General features: G+C 39.3%; 21 protein-coding genes and 2 riboswitches. Of the genes, 12 read left to right on the top strand and 9 right to left on the bottom strand.

Annotated elements, in window-relative coordinates; genetic code table 11:
• Positions 1-18: 18 nt before the first annotated feature.
• On the bottom strand, positions 19-738 hold the full coding sequence (locus KP77_RS02410) for a nucleotidyltransferase domain-containing protein (protein WP_041121117.1): 720 nt from the start codon (positions 736-738) through the stop codon (positions 19-21).
• Between the two features lie 376 nt (positions 739-1114).
• Between KP77_RS02410 and abc-f the strand changes: the two genes are divergently transcribed.
• The 6 genes from abc-f to KP77_RS02385 all read left to right on the top strand — a co-directional run bounded on the left by abc-f (position 1115) and on the right by KP77_RS02385 (position 7874).
• Positions 1115-2590, top strand: a complete 1476-nt coding sequence (gene abc-f / locus KP77_RS02405; RefSeq protein ID WP_041121116.1) for a ribosomal protection-like ABC-F family protein — start codon at positions 1115-1117, stop codon at positions 2588-2590.
• A gap of 227 nt (positions 2591-2817) precedes the next feature.
• Positions 2818-3810, top strand: a complete 993-nt coding sequence (locus tag KP77_RS02400; protein WP_041121115.1) for an LLM class flavin-dependent oxidoreductase — start codon at positions 2818-2820, stop codon at positions 3808-3810.
• A gap of 181 nt (positions 3811-3991) precedes the next feature.
• The gene (locus KP77_RS02395) at positions 3992-4780 is read left to right on the top strand and encodes an ABC transporter ATP-binding protein (protein ID WP_041121114.1); all 789 of its coding nucleotides are present in this window, start codon (positions 3992-3994) and stop codon (positions 4778-4780) included.
• Positions 4777-5361 carry a hypothetical protein gene (locus KP77_RS17470; RefSeq protein WP_052473920.1) on the top strand — a complete coding sequence of 195 codons (585 nt, stop codon included), beginning with the start codon at positions 4777-4779 and terminating at the stop codon, positions 5359-5361. Before KP77_RS02395 ends, KP77_RS17470 begins: the two co-directional genes overlap by 4 nt.
• 3 nt (positions 5362-5364) lie before the next feature.
• Entirely contained in the window at positions 5365-6405 is a 1041-nt protein-coding gene (locus tag KP77_RS17465) for a hypothetical protein (protein WP_052473919.1), read from the top strand.
• A 527-nt stretch (positions 6406-6932) separates the two neighbouring features.
• Complete coding sequence (locus KP77_RS02385) at positions 6933-7874, top strand: Ltp family lipoprotein (RefSeq protein WP_084218560.1); 942 nt, start codon at positions 6933-6935, stop codon at positions 7872-7874.
• Positions 7875-7916: 42 nt separating this feature from the next.
• On the opposite strand, the gene KP77_RS02380 is transcribed toward KP77_RS02385, so the two are convergent.
• The 3 genes from KP77_RS02380 to KP77_RS02370 form a co-directional block, all read right to left on the bottom strand.
• Positions 7917-8669: a hypothetical protein gene (locus tag KP77_RS02380; protein ID WP_041121113.1), complete on the bottom strand. Its 753-nt coding sequence runs from the start codon at positions 8667-8669 to the stop codon at positions 7917-7919.
• A gap of 106 nt (positions 8670-8775) precedes the next feature.
• Entirely contained in the window at positions 8776-9195 is a 420-nt protein-coding gene (locus tag KP77_RS02375) for a hypothetical protein (protein WP_041121112.1), read from the bottom strand.
• A gap of 46 nt (positions 9196-9241) precedes the next feature.
• Positions 9242-9589 (bottom strand): hypothetical protein, encoded by a 348-nt coding sequence (locus tag KP77_RS02370; protein WP_152614647.1) that lies wholly within the window; start codon positions 9587-9589, stop codon positions 9242-9244.
• 282 nt (positions 9590-9871) lie between these two features.
• Between KP77_RS02370 and KP77_RS18045 the strand changes: the two genes are divergently transcribed.
• The 4 genes from KP77_RS18045 to KP77_RS02345 all read left to right on the top strand — a co-directional run bounded on the left by KP77_RS18045 (position 9872) and on the right by KP77_RS02345 (position 11625).
• A complete protein-coding gene (locus KP77_RS18045) occupies positions 9872-10027 on the top strand; it encodes a hypothetical protein (RefSeq protein ID WP_160289491.1) in 156 nt (51 codons plus the stop codon).
• 59 nt (positions 10028-10086) lie between these two features.
• Entirely contained in the window at positions 10087-10302 is a 216-nt protein-coding gene (locus KP77_RS02365; protein ID WP_041121110.1) for a hypothetical protein, read from the top strand.
• A 261-nt stretch (positions 10303-10563) separates the two neighbouring features.
• Complete coding sequence (locus KP77_RS02355) at positions 10564-10758, top strand: hypothetical protein (RefSeq protein WP_041121108.1); 195 nt, start codon at positions 10564-10566, stop codon at positions 10756-10758.
• Positions 10759-11190: 432 nt separating this feature from the next.
• Entirely contained in the window at positions 11191-11625 is a 435-nt protein-coding gene (locus KP77_RS02345; RefSeq protein ID WP_041121106.1) for a hypothetical protein, read from the top strand.
• Positions 11626-11701: 76 nt separating this feature from the next.
• Here the strand turns inward: KP77_RS02345 and KP77_RS02340 are convergent, their stop codons facing one another.
• From KP77_RS02340 to KP77_RS02330, 3 genes are all read right to left on the bottom strand, one after another.
• Complete coding sequence (locus tag KP77_RS02340; protein ID WP_052473917.1) at positions 11702-12133, bottom strand: MBL fold metallo-hydrolase; 432 nt, start codon at positions 12131-12133, stop codon at positions 11702-11704.
• A 153-nt stretch (positions 12134-12286) separates the two neighbouring features.
• Positions 12287-13585 (bottom strand): LLM class flavin-dependent oxidoreductase, encoded by a 1299-nt coding sequence (locus KP77_RS02335; protein ID WP_407637907.1) that lies wholly within the window; start codon positions 13583-13585, stop codon positions 12287-12289.
• A 227-nt stretch (positions 13586-13812) separates the two neighbouring features.
• Positions 13813-13913: riboswitch (TPP riboswitch) on the bottom strand.
• 125 nt (positions 13914-14038) lie between these two features.
• The gene (locus KP77_RS02330; protein ID WP_041121104.1) at positions 14039-14791 is read right to left on the bottom strand and encodes a 3-oxoacyl-ACP reductase; all 753 of its coding nucleotides are present in this window, start codon (positions 14789-14791) and stop codon (positions 14039-14041) included.
• A 155-nt stretch (positions 14792-14946) separates the two neighbouring features.
• Positions 14947-15047: riboswitch (TPP riboswitch) on the bottom strand.
• 541 nt (positions 15048-15588) lie between these two features.
• Here KP77_RS02330 and KP77_RS02325 point away from each other — a divergent pair.
• Positions 15589-16293, top strand: a complete 705-nt coding sequence (locus KP77_RS02325) for an SDR family NAD(P)-dependent oxidoreductase (RefSeq protein WP_235420644.1) — start codon at positions 15589-15591, stop codon at positions 16291-16293.
• Positions 16294-16778: 485 nt separating this feature from the next.
• Here the strand turns inward: KP77_RS02325 and KP77_RS02320 are convergent, their stop codons facing one another.
• A complete protein-coding gene (locus KP77_RS02320) occupies positions 16779-17351 on the bottom strand; it encodes an NAD(P)H-dependent oxidoreductase (protein WP_041121103.1) in 573 nt (190 codons plus the stop codon).
• 161 nt (positions 17352-17512) lie between these two features.
• Between KP77_RS02320 and KP77_RS02315 the strand changes: the two genes are divergently transcribed.
• Positions 17513-18058, top strand: coding sequence for a TetR/AcrR family transcriptional regulator (locus tag KP77_RS02315; RefSeq protein WP_041121102.1), 546 nt, complete (start codon positions 17513-17515; stop codon positions 18056-18058).
• 497 nt (positions 18059-18555) lie between these two features.
• On the opposite strand, the gene KP77_RS02310 is transcribed toward KP77_RS02315, so the two are convergent.
• Positions 18556-19221, bottom strand: coding sequence for a hypothetical protein (locus KP77_RS02310; RefSeq protein ID WP_041121101.1), 666 nt, complete (start codon positions 19219-19221; stop codon positions 18556-18558).
• Positions 19222-19398: the final 177 nt, after the last annotated feature.

Genomic DNA, 19398 nt, shown 5'->3' with positions numbered 1-19398 from the left:
TTCACACAAAAACAAGATTCACTTTTTTCCCAGTGAAAAACCATTAAACAACTTCCCGCCAAAAGGTTCCAGTACATGATCTGCCAGTTGTATCACTTGTCTCTTGTCACCCGTCTTATAAAAGAGATCAAATGCCTCCACAAAATCATTTGCGAACCCTTCGTCATAATGCCTTAATGAACGTACTGTCCATTTTGATGCGCCCGTCCATTTGCAATTTGTTCTCAAAACGAATTCACTGACTAATTCAGCAAGGGTATTAGCAATAAATATTTCTTCAGTTCTATTTGATGAACCAACAAAATCGTCAAGCGTATCCGTAATAAAGTATCGTTTAGTGTCTATCGTATCTGCTGTCCATTTTGCCGGACCCTTATCCAGTAATTCCTGAGCTTCTTTTTTTATGGCATCAATTACACCCGTGTCTTTCATAATAATGCCTTCTGACACCATCCTTGGTAAAGAAGGTCTGGCTCTTTTGCAATCATCTTCAAAGAAAGGCTTATAAGAGGTTAAGTTATAGACAAAGACCTCGATCGGCCAACCAAAGTCGATTAAAGATTCTCTATATGCTGAACTGAGACTTTTATCGAAAATCACAATATCAAGATCTGATGTCTCTGTTGCTTCTCCCCTCACTACACTCCCGGCTAAAAGAGCGCCTTCACAATCCGGAAAATGTTTATGAACAAAATGATTAGCTGCCTGGACTGGGTTTAACCTATGTATCTCTCCCATTCTTTTCACCTGCCATCCAATTTCTATTTATATAAAACAATTTTCAATTATAATACCAAATAAAACCATGGATGAGGCTTTTTTATGAGCAGGATTTTTACAGCATCGCTTAATCCTGTTTGATTCTCCTGATTTCATGTTCTATACTGTACCTAACTCACAAGAAGGGATGATGGATGGCAGATGATTAACTAATTCTATTTTATACGTCAAAATGTATACGCATTTTTACGAAAAATAGGATCAGTCTGCACATATCTATTCCTTTACGATAAAGGCTTATTTATGCATACACACTTATCCTTCCGCCGCTGCGGGAGGATTTTTTTGAAAAAGATGCGTGTACATTCAACTCATCCAGACTGGAGGTTAATGTATGCCGATTGAATTAAAACATATACACTTTAGCTATGATTTACTGGACCAGCCCCTCTTTGAGGATGTGTCATTCACGCTTGATGATAAGTGGCGGTTCGGGCTTGCAGGTCGCAACGGCCGCGGTAAAACCACACTGCTCAGGCTCCTGATGGGTCAGCTGGGTTACGAAGGAGAGATTGTGACAGACCTTGCGTTTGTCTACTTCCCTCTTCCAATCCGGAGCCCTGAAAGCCCTGTCTATACTGCAATTGATGAGGTCATGCCACTTGAAGTGTGGAGGCTTGAGCGGGAATGTCAGCTACTTGGGATGAATAAAGAAATTGTCTGGGAGCCGTTCTCCCAGCTCTCAGGCGGAGAACAGACGCGCGTTATGCTTGCAGCGTTGTTCTGTGAGGAGAACCGGTTTGCACTGCTTGATGAACCGACCAACCATCTTGATCTGCAGGGACGTAAGCAGCTGGCCCGTTACCTGCAAAAGAAGCAGGGCTATATCGTCGTCAGCCATGACAGACATTTTCTAGATACAGTCATTGATCATACACTCGTCATTGAACGCAGTCAGGTGGCACTCTATCACGGAAATTTTTCAACGTATGAGGAGCAGAAGGAACGGCAGGATCAGTTCGAGCTCGATCAGAATAAATCCTTAAAATCCGAGATCGCACGCATTGAACAATCTGCAAAAGAGAAAGTTGACTGGGGTCAGCAGCGCGAGAAGCCGTCCGGCAATGACCCGTTTGGAAATGCGATTGCCAAGCGGATGATGAAGCGTGGGAAAGCGATTGAACAGCGGACCAATGCCAAAATCGAAGAAAAGAAAAAGCTGCTTAAAAACATCGAAAAAATCAGTGACTTAACGATCAATTGTGTCAGCAGCCACAGAAATCCCGTACTGCGGGTAAAGAATTTCACACTGAGCTACGGGGATGAGCCACTATTTGAGCCAATCACCTTTGAACTCTTTCAGGGTGAGCAGCTCGCGATCACCGGGCCAAATGGTTCCGGCAAAACCACCCTGCTCAACTATCTGCAGGGCATGGCAAAAGGTGTGACGGTCAGCGGAGAAGTACTGATTCCTCAGGGCCTGACAGTAAGCACTGTATCCCAGACCGCTTCACATACCGGCACGCTTAAGGACTTTGCTGAAACACAGGGAATTGACTATACCCTGTTTCTCAATAACCTGCGTATTCTCGGATTCACCCGGGATGTATTCAATGTACCAATCGAAGAAATGAGTGAAGGCCAGAAAAAGAAAGTCGAGCTCGCCAAATCGCTCGGCACTGAAGCCGAATGCTATATGTGGGACGAGCCGCTGAATTACTTGGATGTCTATAACCAGAAGCAGATTGAAAAAATGATTGAGGATTACCAGCCAACGCTGTTATTTGTGGAGCATGATCATGTATTTGTGGAGCGTGTGGCGACGAGGGTTGTTAAGTTGAGGCAGCTGAATGAGGATCGAAAATGGTAAGCCGCCTGTTAATTGTTTTCGACCCTTACATTGCGGTTAGTACAGGGAGTTGTTCAACAGAGAGCAAGCTTATCATTTTAATTGGAAGTCGTTCAGATTGAAAGAATGACTAGATACTGCTATAGTTCACCTCAAACAAAACAACAGACAGGATACATTTATTCTGTTATTTAAGCAGACATATCCCGGAGTAAATAAGGTTATTTTATAAAAAAAGGATGTTTTCAATGAGATTAAGTGTACTGGATCAAGCACCTGTGACGAAGGGCAATACAGCAGTTGATGCACTCAAAAAATCCGAGGAGCTGGCAATATTGGCTGATGAACTCGGCTACCATCGCATGTGGATGGCAGAACACCACGGGTTAGAATCCCACGTCAGCTCTGCACCTGAAATCACTGCAGCAAGACTTGCATCAAAAACAGAAAAGATCAGAATTGGTACCGGCGGCGTGATGATGATGCATTACTCACCATTAAAACTGGCAGAAGTCTTCAAGACACTGAGTGCATTTTCACCCGGCAGAATCGACTTCGGCGTCGGCAGAGCACCTGGTGGTGACAGCGGTGCCATGTATGCACTATCAGAGGGACGAAGACCATTACTCGATAACATGTATGAAAAGTTTAAAATTGCCATGCAGCTGATCAATGACGAGGTCCCGGAAGGAAAACTGCATGGCTCAACCCCTGCAGTTCCGGGGCATGTCACATTACCGGAAGCCTGGATGCTCGGATCAAGCGGCAACAGTGCAGTTGAAACAGCCAAGTTGGGTGCCGGCTACTCATTTGCACAGTTCTTTAATGGCCAGCTGAGCACAGAGATCCTCGAAGCTTACCGATACCATTTCAGACCTTCAGCACTGATGGAAAAGCCTGAAGTCAATGTGTGCTATATGGTCACAGCAGCGGAAACGCAAGAAGAAGCAGAATACGAAGCACTGCCGCAGGACATTGCCGGGCTATGGCTTTCCCAGGGTAAAATCGCTCAGCCCCTCACGCCGGAAGAAGCAAAAGACTACCCGCTGACCGAAATGGATAAAATCAAGATCCAGCACCGCCGTCCACTTCATATCGTCGGCGCAGCCAAAGATGTGGCTGACAGGCTGAAAGCAGAGCAGGAAAAGTACGGTTTCGATGAAGCCATGATCGTCAGCATCCCCCACTCTCAGAAAGCACGATTGAATGTTTATAGATTGCTTGCAAAGGAATTATTGTAAGGCAACACTAATAAAGCGCTGAAGCAGATGTTGCTTCAGCGTTTTATTTATTCAGATTACGATTTAACAGGCTGTAATAGAATTTTGAAACAATCGCTAACAGATGGACGTAATATAGATATAGAGGGAAAGAATGTCACCTGTCAGGTAATTGAGCTTAAAAATAGAAGGGAGTTTTTTGATGGAGCGTCAGGAAGTGATCCGGCTCGAACATGTAACGAAAAGATTTGGGGATAAGCTTGTTTTGGAGGATATTGACCTCTCTGTATATGAAGGGGATATTATCGGATATATCGGACCGAACGGAGCTGGTAAAAGTACGACGGTGAAAATGATGCTCGGCCTTGTCGATGGGTATGAGGGCAATATTTTGATCTTCGGGGAAAACCTGAAAAATCAGGACCATACATATAAAAAACGGATTGGATACGTTCCGGAAAATGCGGAGCTCTATGATTCACTGACCGCACAGGAATACCTCGCATTTATTGCAGGACTTTATGGACTTGAAGAGGAGACGGCCCGTGAAAAAGCGCATCGTCTAATGATGAAGTTTGAGATTGATCACGTCATGAATGCAAGGCTGTCCTCTTTCTCTAAAGGGATGCGGCAAAAGGTGCTGATTATTTCGAGCCTGCTGCACAATCCGGATGTCTTATTTCTCGATGAACCGCTGAGCGGACTGGATGCGAACAGTATGCTGATTGTGAGGGAGATTCTGGCTCAGCTGTCTGCACAGGGGAAAACAATCTTTTACTCTTCTCATATCATGGACATTGTCGAAAAGATCAGTAACAGGATTGTGTTAATTTCAGATGGTCATATTGCCGCTGACGGGACATTTGATGAGCTGAAGGAGCAGAATCAGAAAGGATCTCTTCAGGATATATTCAATAGTCTTACCGGCTTCAGTCAGCATAAGGAAATTGCAGAGGATTTCGTTGCCATCGTTCAGGAGGAGTTGGCATGAACAATTTTGCCACGCTCAGACTGCTGGACCGTTTTGCTCCTTTATTCAGACGCGCGGGAATCGATTATCCGATGCTCCGGCTGATTCTCAGCTTAAAGCTGACGATGGATACAAGAAGAGTGCCGACGGTCTTTGCCCAGTCGAAGGTCAAGGAAGGAAAAAACTACTTCATCCGCTCACTGTGGATTTATGCGCTATATGGACTCTCAGTGATTCCGTTTTTGTTTATTGATAGCTATTTCTTTCAGCTGAGCATTATTTTCGGGATTCTCATGTTCATTTTAATGACCTCGATGATCTCTGATTTTTCATCTGTTCTGCTTGATGTCAGAGACCGCAATATGATGATGACAAAGCCGGTGGACCAGCGTACGATCAGCACGGCCAAAATGCTCCATATTACGATGTATATGTCACTGTTAACGATTGCGACAGCAGGTATCCCATTGATTGTCTCACTGTTTGTGAATGGTATCGGATTTTTCCTGCTGTTTATGGCAGAACTGATTCTGTTGAATTTTCTCATCCTGATGATGACTGCACTTGTTTATTTTGCTATTCTAAAGTTTTTTGATGGGTAGAAATTGAAAAATGCCATCAATTTTATGCAAATTGCTTTAACACTTGGTATCTTCATTGGTTACCAGCTCGTGGCGCGCTCTTTTCAATTCACAAATCTCGACTGGACCTTTACCCCGGCCTGGTGGCAGCTTTTCACCCCGCCCGTCTGGTTTGGTGCACTGCACGAAGCGCTTTTGACTGGAGAGCGCAGCTTATTTGTTCTTGTGCTGGCAGCATTTGCTGTCGTTGTCCCTGTGATTGCCATGATACTTTATGTCAAAATGATCCCTGCCTTCGAATCCTCTCTTCACAAGCTTTCTACGGTTGAACAGGGAAAAGAAAAGCGGACAAATCGATTGAAGCAGGCATTTCTTCGCTTCATTGCACCTAATCAGGCGGAGCGAAATTTCATGAACTTCTCGTTTGCGATGATGAAGAGTGAACGTGAATTCAAGCTGAAGGTCTACCCTCAGGTCGGCTTTACCTTTGTGATTCCATTTCTGTTTATGTTTACGAACATTGAAAATGGATCTTTTGAAGCGCTTAGAGAAGGCAGCTCTTATTATTTGTTTTATTTTACGCTGCTTGTGATTCCGACCGTTCTTTCAATGGTGAAATACTCCGGGGCATATAAAGGGTCCTGGATTTATGCGGCAATGCCTTTAAAAGACCGTGTGCTAATTGACAGGGGTTTGACGAAAAGCGTACTGGTGATGTTTTATCTGCCGGCTATGCTGATTTTAGGACCGGTTTTCATCTGGATTTTCTCAGGGAGAATCTGGCTGGATCTTGTCGTGATCATTGCGACTGCTCTTCTTTATGCGGCGCTCTGTACACTTGTACTAAACGGAAAAAACTTACCCTTCAGCCAGCCCTTTTCGGTCGCGCAGCATCAGGAGGGCATCAAAGCATTCATGATGATGCTGGTGATCGGCGGCTTCTGCCTGATCCACGTCCTGTTTAACAACTGGACATTTGGTCTTGAGATTTATCTCGGTATTCTGTTGGTCGCTATTCTGATTGTGTGGACACTTGGGTTCAGGAGGATTCGAGTGGGTCAGTGAGCATGTGTCAGGAACAAACCTTATACAATTCATTCTGATGAAAGAGGCAGTTAGGGCGTATACCTTAAATCTTCAAAAAGTCGAATAGTTTAAGATATACGCCCCCCTTTTACTCAGAAAAAGCTTTGGAATACATAACAACCCCCAGCATCCCTATAAGCTCCTCTTATACAGTTATTAAGTTTCTCTATCGTTAAATTTTATATAAGTTGCTCCTCTTTATGGTCAATCTCCTTCAGAAAGCTTACAACCAATCTAAATACATCCAAAAACCTTCAGTATAGTATATGCATTTGATTTAAGTGTCAAATTAACAATAATTTTGGAAAAATATTTAAATTTATTGTGTTTAAAGAATTGTTCATCTATAATTATGATATGTCAAAATATTCAGTAAATAAATTTACATAGCAGCTATCAGGTTCAGGATGAATATTCGATCAATTAATCGTGAAGTTCAGCTTTGTGAGAAAGAATTAACTATGACAAGGAGTAATGATCTCTTTGTATAAAAGGGAGGTTCTCACATGGAAAACTTATTTATGGTGCTTTTTTTGATATCAACGTTGGCATTGTTTATCGGTTTGATTAAACCTGACCTGATATTGAGATGGGTACCCAAAAGCGAAAGAAACAGAAAGAAGGTTTTGCTCTATTTCGGTTCATCACTTGTTGTATTCTTTGTGTTAATCGGTGTAACCGCTGACCCTATTGAAGAAGATATTGCAGGCATTGAACAGACAGCAGTTGGCGAAGAAACAGAACAAAAAGCTGTTGAAGAAACAATTCAAGAAACTGAGGAAAAAGCCGAGGAAGTAGAGGCAAATGAGGCAGAAGAAGAAGCTGAGCGGTTAGCTGAGGAAGAAGAAGAAAAAGCAGCTGCTGAAGAGGCGGAGCGAATGGCAGAAGAAGAGGCTCAAAAACTAGCCGCTGAAGAAGCTGAACGTGAAGCCGAAGAGGAAGCTGAAAAGCTGGCAGCTGAAGAAGCCGAAAGAAAAGCTAAAGAGGAAGCAGAGAAACTAGCGGCAGAAAATGCAGAAACAGTATCTCAGCAACAAGCGGTTAATATGGCAGAAAGTTATATAAGTTATACTGCTTTTTCAAAAAGCGGACTTATTGAACAATTGGAGTTTGAAGGCTTTGACAATGCGGATGCCACTTATGCTGTAGAAAATATCGATGTTGACTGGACTGAACAAGCAGTATTGTCCGCTGAAGGTTATTTAGATTACACCGCTTTTTCAAAGAGTGGCTTAGTCGATCAACTGGAGTTTGAAGGTTTTAGTGCTGAAGATGCTAATTTTGCGGTAGAAAACATTAGTGTTGATTGGAGAGAGCAAGCTGTAATATCTGCTCAGAATTATCTTGACTACTCCTCCTTCTCGAGAGCTGGTCTGATCGATCAACTGATATTTGAAGGGTTCAGCGTGGAGGATGCCACTTATGCCGTGGATTCTATAGGACTTTAAAGAAGTAGACAGGTACGTAATGCTAGGTTACGTACCTGTTTTTTATAAAGAAACCTTCCCCAACTCAAAATACTCACTCAGCGAACACCTCCGCCCTTCCTGATCCCACTTATGATACTCTTCAAAAACTGCCTGAATATCATGCTTAAAACGGACCTCAACCAGATGCTTTACATACAGGTAGCTTCTCCAGTAATCGAACATGATGCTTGATAAGCTGGATGTGTACGAGCCGCTGCCAAACTCATCGATCGACCGGCCTCCGTATTCTTCTGAGAACACGTCCACTAACTCTTCCTCGACCGCTGTGATTTCATCACATTCCTTCTCAGTTAAAAGGAACTTTCGCGGTAAATATTCGCACATGCCCTCCTCAAACCAGATGCTGTCCTCCCGCTCATCGTCAAAATCCTCGAGAAACAAATCAGAGTGATGCGTTAACTCATGCCCTAAGATTTGCAGGATGTGATTCTCTGAAAGTTCTTCGTAAAAACGCTCGATATGAGGAAGATCCTTCCCATCTAACTGCTGTAAGAAAAGCTTTCTCCAGGCTGACAGGTCAGGTGTGATGTAAATCGTATTTTTGTTAGTAAACGCAGGTATCGGAATTTCAGAAAACACAGTAGTAGCCGCTTCTGCTGATGTCCATACGATTCCTTTTGGCTGATCCATTAATAAGTAATCCTTCTCTAATATGTATTGATATTCCTCCAGCCGCTTGCTGAAGCGCTGGATGCGTTCCTTGTGAAATTCATATTCCTTGATGTCTTCAAAAGCATAGATGTGTTTCATCATGAACAACCTTTCTTATTAAATGTTTCTCAATCAGCTCACAAAACACGAAGGAACGTAAACGCTGAATCGCAAGCCCTTTGCCATTCACATTCCGTACGCCTGCTATTTATCCTTCTGCAAGAATCCGTTTCTTTGCTATCCAGGTCGCGATAAAAACAAACAGGGTCATTAAAACAGCAAGAATTGCTCCGAAAAACAGGATCATCATCCCTGCCAGTCCAACCCATCCGCTCGTAACTGAGAGAACCAGATTATTAATCAGCAAAGCAGATACAAAGGTTAGAGCAGCTACATGATACGGTTTAATTTTCTTCCATACTAATAGAAGCAAAAGAATGAAAAGGAAGGAGACAGCAGCGTACATCAGCGCTTCATTGGGTGAAAAAAAGAAACGTGACTGTCCGGCATCAGGCCCTGTCCCCGGGTTCGCTGTCTCTACAAATGCAACGATCGTTAAGGCGATTCCAGCAAACAATGCAAAGCCATAGATAACCCAGTTTGTTTTATTAATATCAGAACGAGTCATTGGATCCCCTCCTTAATTTGTTCATTACATTTAGGGCGGTAGATTTTTAATCTTCTTCAATTAATACATGAGGAACATCTGGATATTTTTCATGAAACTCTTTGAAGTTATCGTCTTTAAGCTTAGCTGTCGCTTCTAAATATTTTTGGTATGAACTTTCAAAGTTACTTTTGTTAACTGAGTCTTTCTTCTCTGTATCCTCTTCAATCAAAACATGAGGAACACTCGGATATTTTTCATGCAGTTCCTCAAAGTTATCGTCTGCCAGTTTGGCAGTCGCTTCTAAATACTTTTTATACGAGCTTTCAAAGTTACTTTCTTTAGCTGATACATAATCAATTGAAACTACAGCTAATAAAACTGTAAACAACATACAAAGTTTTAAATATCTCACCTGCTACCCTCCTATAAATTTGACTCCCCTGACTTTTTCAAATGACATAGCGATCAGAAAAAGGTTGCAGGCAAAGGAATTTTTATTCCTTTGATCATCCAACTTGTTATTGTACTTTCACCATGAGTCATTGGATCCCCTCCTTAATTTGGTAATTATAGTATACCAATAACAGAATAGAGATGACAATTTGACTAAAAACTTTATATACTAAAAAATGGTATTATAATTACATACATTTAGCCGCAGCAGATTAGCCTGCGCGTTATGAGGAGTGAGCACATGGAAGTTGTTTTTAGTTTAATAGTTTTAAGTATTGCCCTGATCCTTTTAGGCAATAGGAAAAATGGAGACAGAACAATCACAGTCAAAAAGCTCGGATTAGGACTGGTTGCTACTATAGTGGTCATTAATGTCATCTTGTTTGTGATTTTGTAGATAAAAAAATTCAGAAAAACAATACCTGAGAAGCGTTTTACATAAGAAGGAGCAATCAAATGGATATCTGGTTTTTAGTGAAGGAACGTTCTATGCTATTCACGCTTTTTGCTGTGATCATCATCATAAATCTACTCTTGCTGCTGGCTGTTTGGAAAAAAAGAGCTCAGCTGCCTAAGTGGTTAATCATCATGACAATATTTATTTGTACTTTACTTATCGCTTTATCGATTGGTTTGCTGGTGTTTACGCTATTTGTGGGTTTCAATGGTTAACGAGACCTAAAAAACGTGGTTTATTTTTGATCACGCGTTTATTCAAATGAAGGTGGTTATGCTACTTATGACAAAAACGCCAATATACATATTTAATTTTATTAACGCCGCCACGTTTTTCATCTTGGCAATTGTATTCTCTCAATTCGACTTTAACCTCTATATTACGCTTATCATTTTTGGTTCAGGTTCACTGTATTACCTGCTGCGTGGTATTTATAATTATAAAAAGGCAGCGAAGAATACGGAAGGAGGATTATAATGACCCGACACATCGCGGTGTTCATCGTGATTACTTTAGTGTTAATCACGGTCACGATACCTGGAACAATCGAAGAGTTTAACGATAGCTTATTCAATCAGATTTATTACTCATTTATGATCGTTGCTGCTGGAGTATATTATATTTTATTTGCGTTGAAAATCAGACAGTTGCGCAGAGATGATGAAGATTGAAAGGCTCTAAGCTTCAGGTTCACCACCGCCCCTTCACGTATAAAGAAAAACTTAAAATACCTATGACGGGAGTTTGTCATGCAAAAAATCCTTTCTATACTTGTCACTGTACCCGCGCTTTTGTTTTTGTTAGGAACTTTTTATTTTCAATATGAATTTTTATTTATCACCCGGATTATTCTAGTTGTTTTTGCAATACTGTATATCGTAATCAATATAAAACAGGATTATTTTATAGAAAACAAACAGTTTTTTGTTTTTATTAGCATTGTGAGCATGATCTCTATAGCAGTAGGTCTTCTCTTGGATCTAACTGTGGTAGATAGGGTTTTTAATAGACGTGATTTCTTTATACCTTTATATGTTTTCGTTCTTATCGTGATTATGTATAAAGATTTATACGATAACGATAAAGAAAAGGAGACTGATTAGATGGAAACTTTGCAGGCCTGGCAACCCATTACAACAATGAAAGGTCGTAATCTTGCAGATTTGGGATTTTTTGAAGTGATACCTCACTTTGAATACTTGAAAATTAAATTTGATGATGCAAAAGGGAACAAATTTGAAGTGATATATGATCAGACCATTTCTCCAGTAGAGTATTATGTGTGGTCATACAGATTCTCAACCGAATACGGTAGATTTGATTTAATCAGCAAGCAAATTGACCTGTCAGGTGTGGTTGATGAAGATTCCTTGTACTTCTATAAGGTGTCCAATTCTGAATACATCAAGTGGTTTGATCAAAACCCTCTGATCAACAGTCACACCAATCCTAAATTGGAACATCACCTCTATATGAATGATAGTCAGGTCTTTGAGGTTTTATCGGATTACGAACCAAAATTTTTGAAAATCACATAATCTCGTATGATTAAAAACAGGGACGTATACCTCGAATCATTCTGTCTAATGATTCGAGATATACGTCCCTGTCTATTCATTTCGATTGAATGATTCGATCATTCACAAAAGCTTTTATAAAGAACTGCTCATTGGAATTTGGTTCTTTGCTATTTTGCTCCTCAAAACACTTCATTGCCTCTTCTAAAGAAACAGATGTGGTTGCTTTGCTGGCAGCAATCAGTTCATCCCAGTACAGATCCATCTCGGGTAAGTCACAAATCGATTCATGACCGAGCAGATAATGATCAGCATCATATTTTTGGATGTCTTTGATCATTGGCTCCAATAAAGATTGCTTGTAGTGAAACAAGGAATCTGTTGTCGTTCCGTACGCACAATCGCCTAAAAACAGCACCTTTTCATCAGGAACGTACACAATCGTGGCATCATCAGTGTGCGTACTATTGATTTTTTCAAGCACACAAAGCTTGTTACCCAGATCAATTGTAAGAGACTGTTCAAGCACGACCTCTCATGTTGTACTCATATTGACCGTTGTTATATCCGGAACATACCGGTTATCCACACATTAAACCTTATCATAAAGGTTCACTTTTAAATATATTGGAAAACACAAAAGCAATATTAGCTAAATGTGTTTTGATTAGCTGGAAATGTATTATAAATGCAGATGTTCACGTAGAGTTTTACCTGAATATTGAGTTCTGAAGATATTTCTTTTCTGTAATTCCGGCACAACTAATTCTATAAAGTCATTTAAACTTCCAGGTAAAACAGGAGGCATAAGGTTGAAGCCATCAGCAACTCCCCTCTCTAACCAAGTCTCCATTTCATCTGCAATTTTCTCAGGTGTACCAATTAATGTAAGATGACCTCCACCTGCACTCAAGTAACCCAGGAGTTCTTTAACAGTAGGTTCGGTATCGTTTATAATTTCTAAAATGGTTTCATATCTTCCTACCGGCCCTTTAAATTCCTCGACTGGGGGTAATGAAGGTACTTTCTTATCAATGTCCCAGCTTAAACAATCCTGTTGAAGAAAAAAACTCAACTGGTTTAAAGAGGTTTCCAAAGGTAGTTTTTCATCTAAAGCTGTTTTTTTTGCAAGGGCTTCTTCATAAGTACGCCCGACATATGTAACTAAACCCGGGAATATTTTGACGTGCCGGTTAACATTGTTGTTTTTCTCAACTTGTTTACTCAATTTATTTCGAAATTTTGTTGCCTGGTTCAAGTTCCATGATACAGAATAAACTGCATCTGCATATTTCGAAGCCAGCTCGATACCTTGTGCGGATGCTCCAGCCTGCATCGACACTGGTTTGCCTTGAGGACTTTTAGGCGTCGTTAATGGTCCTTTTACTTTAAAATATTTACCTTGATGATTGATAGGTTTTATATTAGTAGAATTGATCAGTTTGTTTTCTGTACGTTTGTATAAAAGTTCCTTACTATCCCATGACAAAAAGAGTTGATTCATTAAATCAGCAAATTCCTCAGCTTTTTCATATCGTTTATTGCGTGGGGGCAGCTCTTCTAAACTATGATTATGAGCTTCCCAATCTGTCATTGATGTAACTAAATTCCATCCAACTCTCCCTTTTGTTATATGATCGAGACTTAGCAACTGTCTTGCGGCAGTGAAAGGGTTAGAAAAAGTACTTGAAATAGTAGTCACTAAGCCTATATATTTCGTTACTTGCGAAATAGCAGTTAAATTAACCACCGGATCAAGCCAAAAAACCGGTAATACACGATCATTTTCTGCCCGTAAAGATTGGTTGTCAGCAAAAAATACTGCATCGAAACATCCATACTCCGCCAGCTTTGCTAAAGATTGATAATAAGAAACTTCTCCAATCTGTTCAATGCTTGAATCTTCCATTAACCAGGCAGCCTGATGATGACCACATCCGATTAACAGCACACCTAAATGTAATTGTTTTTTACTCTTCATAAGCATTTACACCTTCAATCTGTATATTTGTGTTTTTTCACGAAGATATATGTATCGATGGAAACGATAATATCTGCTAATTGTTCCGGCTTTTGCCTTCCTGTTGAGATCACATGTAATTTTTGGTTCTCATATACTTTCATTCTCAGAGCAGAAAAAATATTAGCTGACACATAAAAACCACTCCAGCGAAGAAGTGGTTTTGGCTATACCTTAAAAATTGTCTCAATATACAGCAACCACTTCCCTACGCCAGTTTCAACCAGATCAGGTTCAAAGGGTCCGGATCTCTCCATCTCAGTCTAAATAGACTCCCCCAGTGTTTTTATATAAAATTTTTAAGAATCAAAGTAATTGTAGCCTCGTCTGCAGTAGATTTATCTCATCGTATAGGGTGTTCTCTAAAAAATAATCCAGCTGAGAAACCTTCGCGCTGAAGTGTAAGTTAAGTCATTAGTTCATTGTTAAACCGCCATCTACTGTAAAATTTTGACCTGTAATGCCATCAGCATTTTCTGAAGCCAGATAAGCGACCATATTGGCTACATCTTCAGGAGTCGTTACCTTTTTTAATGGTGTGGACTGAGCAATTAGCTCAAATACTTCCGGAGTAGTGACGGAACTGGCATCAGTCATCTTTAGCAACCCGCCCGAAACTACATTTGCTTTTATACCATATTGCCCTAACTCAGCAGCGATATTACGTGTAAAGCCAATCAGTCCAGCTTTGGCTGTTGTATATTCATGGTAAGGAACAACAGGGTTCTGATATAAATTAGTTCCAATGCTGATAATACTTCCATTCTTACGTTCTGTGAATTGTGGTAACACGCTTTGAACTACATTAAACGCAGCTTTTAAAGTTCCATCTAATTGCCTTTGATAATCTTCCCAGGAAAGATCTTTAAAAGACTTTTGCCCCTGCGGATCAAATTTGAAGTCTACTAAAGCATTATTCACTACAACGTCTATTTGACCAAAGTGCTGTGTTGCCTGCTCGATTAGCGCTTCCACTTCTTTTCGATTTGTAACATCCGCGCGGATCGCAATTGCATGCTCCTGGCCGAGTTCATTAACAAGTTCTTCAGCGGCATTTTGACTCTTATAGAAATTAATAACTACTTTAGATCCCTGTTGTACTAAGGTTTTGGCGATAGTGGCTCCCAAACCTCTGCTACTGCCTGTTACTAATACTACTTTTCCCATTTTAACCACTCCTACTTATTAGTCTTGATGACACTTAAATAATAAAGTGATAGAAATAGATAAAACAAAAAACGCAGCTTTCCTATAGGAAAGCTGCGTAAATATCCATAATTACATTGAGAAATTAAGGCGCCTGTGACCTTAAAATGTGTTATGTAATGAAATCTACACTTTCCTACGCTAGTTTTAACTAGTTCAGGTTCAAAGGGTTTGAGTAAACACTCATCTCAGTTATATAACACCCCTAGTGATTATATTTAAGTTAGCCCTACTGTATAGTGTTTAGAAATTCAAGTCAAGTTATAGTTGCTTTTTTATGTACAGGATCTATTGAATATCATTCAAACCACACTTGCTCTCTTATAAAATTCACGTTATAAAAATCACAAAGCACTCCTGATTTTACATGAAAAGAAATAAGTTGATGAACTGATTGAACGCTTTGGCATTCATGCTTGTGGCGCAGAGATTCATCCACTTGTCCTTCGTACATTGATGAATATATACACCTATAAACAACTATTCAAAATAGCATTTAAAATGCCATAACAAGCAAACATCAGCCTTTAAGTAGGTTTTTCGTGTTATTGAAAAAAACAAGGAGGTATCAGGGTGAACAAAAAACTTTTTTGATTTTAGCTATTGTTTTTACGGCTGTGACCTTTATCTTGAATAATATCCTGCAAACTGCTATTGGGGGATTTTTGATGACGTTAAGTTTATTAGCATTTGTAGTGGTAATTATAGCAGCTGTATACTACATAATTAAGTTTTATATTAAACAACACTAAGCGTTGGTGACTGGCGGACGTTCAGGGATTGGACGCGCCATCGCCCGCCGATTGTATGCCGAAGGAGCGACGGTGATTACTGCACAGCGCGGAAAAGACAACGAGTTTGATTCGATCTCAGCAGATTTTTCAGATCCCCACACTCCGGAGCGACTCGTTTCAGAAGTCATCGCGCGAAGTGGGAAGCTCGATGTACTGATCAACAACGCAGGTATGATGCAAGAAGCAACAATTGAAGAAATGAGCCTTGAGGACTGGCAACGCACCCTCAACCTCAATTTGACGGCCCCTTTCTTGTTGATACGTGCTGCATTGCCTTACCTGCGCAAGACAAGGGGAAGTATCGTCAATACTGGGTCAGCGGAAGGTATAAGTGCAAATCCAAATCATGCGGCTTACTGTGCCACCAAGGCTGGCCTCCATGGGCTGACGCGTTCAGTGGCAGTGGATCATGGTCATGAAGGTATTCGCTGCAATGCTGTAGCCCCCGGGTGGATCGACACGGATTTAAACATTGAGATAATTGAAAAATCTGTTGATGCAGAGAACTTTCGACGTGATATTGAGCGCATCCATCCGGTTGGGCGTACGGGCTCCCCTGAGGAAGTGGCAGCGCTCGTGGCATTTCTCGCAGCCGCGGAGGCCGGATTCATCACTGGCCAGGTTTATACTGTAGATGGCGGCAGGATGACAAAGCTGAGTCTTCCTTAAAAGCAATAGGCTGTATTCTCACAGTTGTGTTCCATTCTCACTATATCTTTCAGTAAAATCAATAGGTTGCATAAATTTTAGTCTATGTATTAGTAATAAAGATGAGAATAAGTACAAACAATTTATCGACATAAAAGAAAATATTCGTCGTAAAAGTATATTTTTTCTGATAAAAAGGGAGATTAGATGCTAATCAAAACGCAACTTCTCTCCCTTTCTATTTATGCAGCTACCGATAATTCAGGTTATGTAAAACAATATAAAATTACTTCCTATATTGAGAAAAAATTACACATATACTTCCAAATCGTTTGAAAAACCGACTTGAACTCCAAGAAAAAGGAGAAGAGCTGTCAAACCAATTATGGATTTTTGACTAAGCTCTTTTTTCTAAAGAAATAAAATTTATGAAAACGGCATTACATTTAAAAATCACATGAAAGTATTCTTTGATAGTCAAATACATAATCTATTACGAGCGAATGTTATTGTGCAGCGTGTAAGGTAGCACCCACTTTGTCTAGAAATGCCAGCCTATGAGAATCCTCACTTGAGGTTGTAAATTCACAATTTAGCCATTCTATATTTTTTAATCCAATGGATTTAAGAGTAAGATTAATAAAAGTTTCTCCGATTGAATTACTGATAAAAGATGTTGGCACCTCTGAAGTAGTAATTACAATTGTATTTTTGATGTGAGTTAACAAACCTTCTAAACTAGCTTCTTTTTCGTGATAAGCAAAACCTTTAAGCATTACTTTATCAATAAATCCCTTAAGAATTGCGGGCGTGTCGAACCACCATATGGGAAATATAAAAACAATCTCATCTGATTCATCAAGCATCCTCTGATATTTGTGGACCTTTTCATCTGTAGTTTCGCCTCTTGAGAATAAAGAAAGGTCTTTTTTACTTAAAGCGGGATTAAAATTATCTTTGTTCAAGTCAATGATCTGGTATAATTTATTTCGCATTTTTAATTTTTCAATTGTTTTATCTAGTATTGCTCTATTGTAGCTTCCGTCCCAAGGGTGTGCATAAATAACTGTTGTTTTCATTTGAAATTCTCCTCTGTCCTTTTGTAAGTTTAGACATTTGTGTAAATTTGAGCATTTGCGCATCTGCTGTAAGTTGAAGTATAATTAAGTTAAGTTGAACAATCAACTAGTTCATATGTAATTACACACTTTTATTGATATGTTCAAATTTTGGAGGAGTTATGATTAAACAAAAACCTATTAATGCGAATTCTAAAAGATCAATTTCTCTCATTGTCAATGCTATGCTTGAATTATTGAAAAATGACTCGTTTAAAAGTATTACGATATCCCAAATTACACAACAGGCAGGAGTAGTAAGAAATACTTTTTACGCTCATTTTAAAACAAAAGAAGATGTACTTTCACATTATATCTTTGATATTTTTTCAAATAAATTTAATTCTCTTGCAGAAAAAGATGATCTCTTAGAGTTCGATATAATAGAGTTATATTTTGATGTTTGGGTTGAGCATAGTGGGTTCTTAAATCTATTGAAGAATAATAATTTATTAAGAATTTTAAATCGCTTTGAAACTCATCTTGATATTTTCTGTTTTGAATCATATATATTTGAAGGCACTTGTAGTTTTTCAAAAAAATCTACTAAGTATGCAGCTGCTTTTTATGCACATGCAATGGCAGGGATATTAAATAAGTGGATTGCGACAGGGATGAAAGAAAATTCTAAAGAGTTAGCTGATGTTTTTCATGAATTAGGAAGCTAAATAATTAGTATTTATAAATAATAAAATTTCTTATAAAAGCACATACTTAACGTATTACAAAATAAAAAGGTACGTTTTGAAAATTTTCAAAACGTGCCTTTGTTATTAATGGTGGCGTTGTGATTTGTCGTGATTGAAAAGTATTACTTAGGACGTATGCCGATCAATGCATTAGTACAACTTCACATGAAGAGTTAGAATCAAAGGAAAATGTTCACTTTGTTCATTTCCCTTTCTCTCCTTATAAAGTATTACACAAGAAAGTTCCTTAACTCATCGCTTTTTAGTTCGTACACAACATAATCTATATTTTCAGAGAGAAATTATGATGTCGAAAGTAACGTTTTCACTTTATAAGTTAGCTGAGCCGTTGCTATAATTGAATTTGGCAACGTATATGCCATAGGGATGGTTACACGAAAAGCCTTAGAAATAGTTTAGTATTGTTTGAATTAATAGAAATATAGTTTAATACACTGCAGTTACGCCCTTCGAACTTACTTTAATGGCGCATTCCATATCAAATCAAAGAAATGAACATTCGCATAATCTTTATTATAGACTAGACTTTGACCCCTTGCCCGCCACTCTTCTACGAGATCAGTTCTTTCTTTTTCTCTTGCCAGCTTAGCTGCTATTCCATAGACAGCTCCCGATTCCTTATCATTTCCTTCCAAAGTTTTTCTTTCGTATCTGCCTGAAATGGCTCCTTTAGTACTCCACTCTTGTTGAAGCCATTCCCAAAAATGCTTATTTTCAAAATCTAGTTTTTCTAGTTCCAATGCGATTAGCAATTGGTCAACCATATGTACCTCATCTGCCTGCTCAAACTCCTCATGCTCAATATTGTAATATTCATTTTTGAAAATTTGACCTGACTGAGCTATCTGCTGATACAGTTTTTTCATGGAGTCTGCATGAAGTTCGGAAATATTCTCTGTACCATAACTTAGTACAACTCGATTACTGGATTGTTGTTGCTTCCAATCATAGAAATCTGCGGTCATGCCATCTGTCATCTGATATTTTTTTATTGTTTGAATGATACTTTCATTATACGATAAGTAACCCATTACTCTTCTGTCATCAATCCAGGAATTTGCATTAGCTTTTTCATCCTTTTCGATTTGACTACAGCCAAGGGATAGATCCAGTGTTGCCAATACATCGCACTGTTTATCGTTGTTACTTTAGTGTTGATCACGATCACGATACCAGGGACAATCGAAGAATTTAACGATAGCTTATTTAATCAAGTGTATTACTCATTTATAATTATGGCAGCCGGAGTATTTTATATCTTATTTACGATGAAAATTAGCAAGTTGCGCAGAGATGAT

The sequence above is a fragment of the Jeotgalibacillus alimentarius genome, from assembly GCF_000829445.1.
GTDB lineage: Bacteria > Bacillota > Bacilli > Bacillales > Jeotgalibacillaceae > Jeotgalibacillus > Jeotgalibacillus alimentarius.
Note: the sequence above shows the minus strand (reverse complement) of the source record. Positions and strands in the feature narration are given on the sequence as shown.

What these genes read in the sequence shown, in the direction of transcription:
- KP77_RS02410 (WP_041121117.1), bottom strand. Translation starts at nt 738, where the DNA reads ATGGGAGAGATACATAGGTTAAACCCAGTCCAGGCAGCTAATCATTTT.
- abc-f (WP_041121116.1), top strand. Translation starts at nt 1,115, where the DNA reads ATGCCGATTGAATTAAAACATATACACTTTAGCTATGATTTACTGGAC.
- KP77_RS02400 (WP_041121115.1), top strand. Translation starts at nt 2,818, where the DNA reads ATGAGATTAAGTGTACTGGATCAAGCACCTGTGACGAAGGGCAATACA.
- KP77_RS02395 (WP_041121114.1), top strand. Translation starts at nt 3,992, where the DNA reads ATGGAGCGTCAGGAAGTGATCCGGCTCGAACATGTAACGAAAAGATTT.
- KP77_RS17470 (WP_052473920.1), top strand. Translation starts at nt 4,777, where the DNA reads ATGAACAATTTTGCCACGCTCAGACTGCTGGACCGTTTTGCTCCTTTA.
- KP77_RS02385 (WP_084218560.1), top strand. Translation starts at nt 6,933, where the DNA reads ATGGAAAACTTATTTATGGTGCTTTTTTTGATATCAACGTTGGCATTG.
- KP77_RS02380 (WP_041121113.1), bottom strand. Translation starts at nt 8,669, where the DNA reads ATGATGAAACACATCTATGCTTTTGAAGACATCAAGGAATATGAATTT.
- KP77_RS02375 (WP_041121112.1), bottom strand. Translation starts at nt 9,195, where the DNA reads ATGACTCGTTCTGATATTAATAAAACAAACTGGGTTATCTATGGCTTT.
- KP77_RS18045 (WP_160289491.1), top strand. Translation starts at nt 9,872, where the DNA reads ATGGAAGTTGTTTTTAGTTTAATAGTTTTAAGTATTGCCCTGATCCTT.
- KP77_RS02365 (WP_041121110.1), top strand. Translation starts at nt 10,087, where the DNA reads ATGGATATCTGGTTTTTAGTGAAGGAACGTTCTATGCTATTCACGCTT.
- KP77_RS02355 (WP_041121108.1), top strand. Translation starts at nt 10,564, where the DNA reads ATGACCCGACACATCGCGGTGTTCATCGTGATTACTTTAGTGTTAATC.
- KP77_RS02345 (WP_041121106.1), top strand. Translation starts at nt 11,191, where the DNA reads ATGGAAACTTTGCAGGCCTGGCAACCCATTACAACAATGAAAGGTCGT.
- KP77_RS02335 (WP_407637907.1), bottom strand. Translation starts at nt 13,585, where the DNA reads ATGAAGAGTAAAAAACAATTACATTTAGGTGTGCTGTTAATCGGATGT.
- KP77_RS02330 (WP_041121104.1), bottom strand. Translation starts at nt 14,791, where the DNA reads ATGGGAAAAGTAGTATTAGTAACAGGCAGTAGCAGAGGTTTGGGAGCC.
- KP77_RS02320 (WP_041121103.1), bottom strand. Translation starts at nt 17,351, where the DNA reads ATGAAAACAACAGTTATTTATGCACACCCTTGGGACGGAAGCTACAAT.
- KP77_RS02315 (WP_041121102.1), top strand. Translation starts at nt 17,513, where the DNA reads ATGATTAAACAAAAACCTATTAATGCGAATTCTAAAAGATCAATTTCT.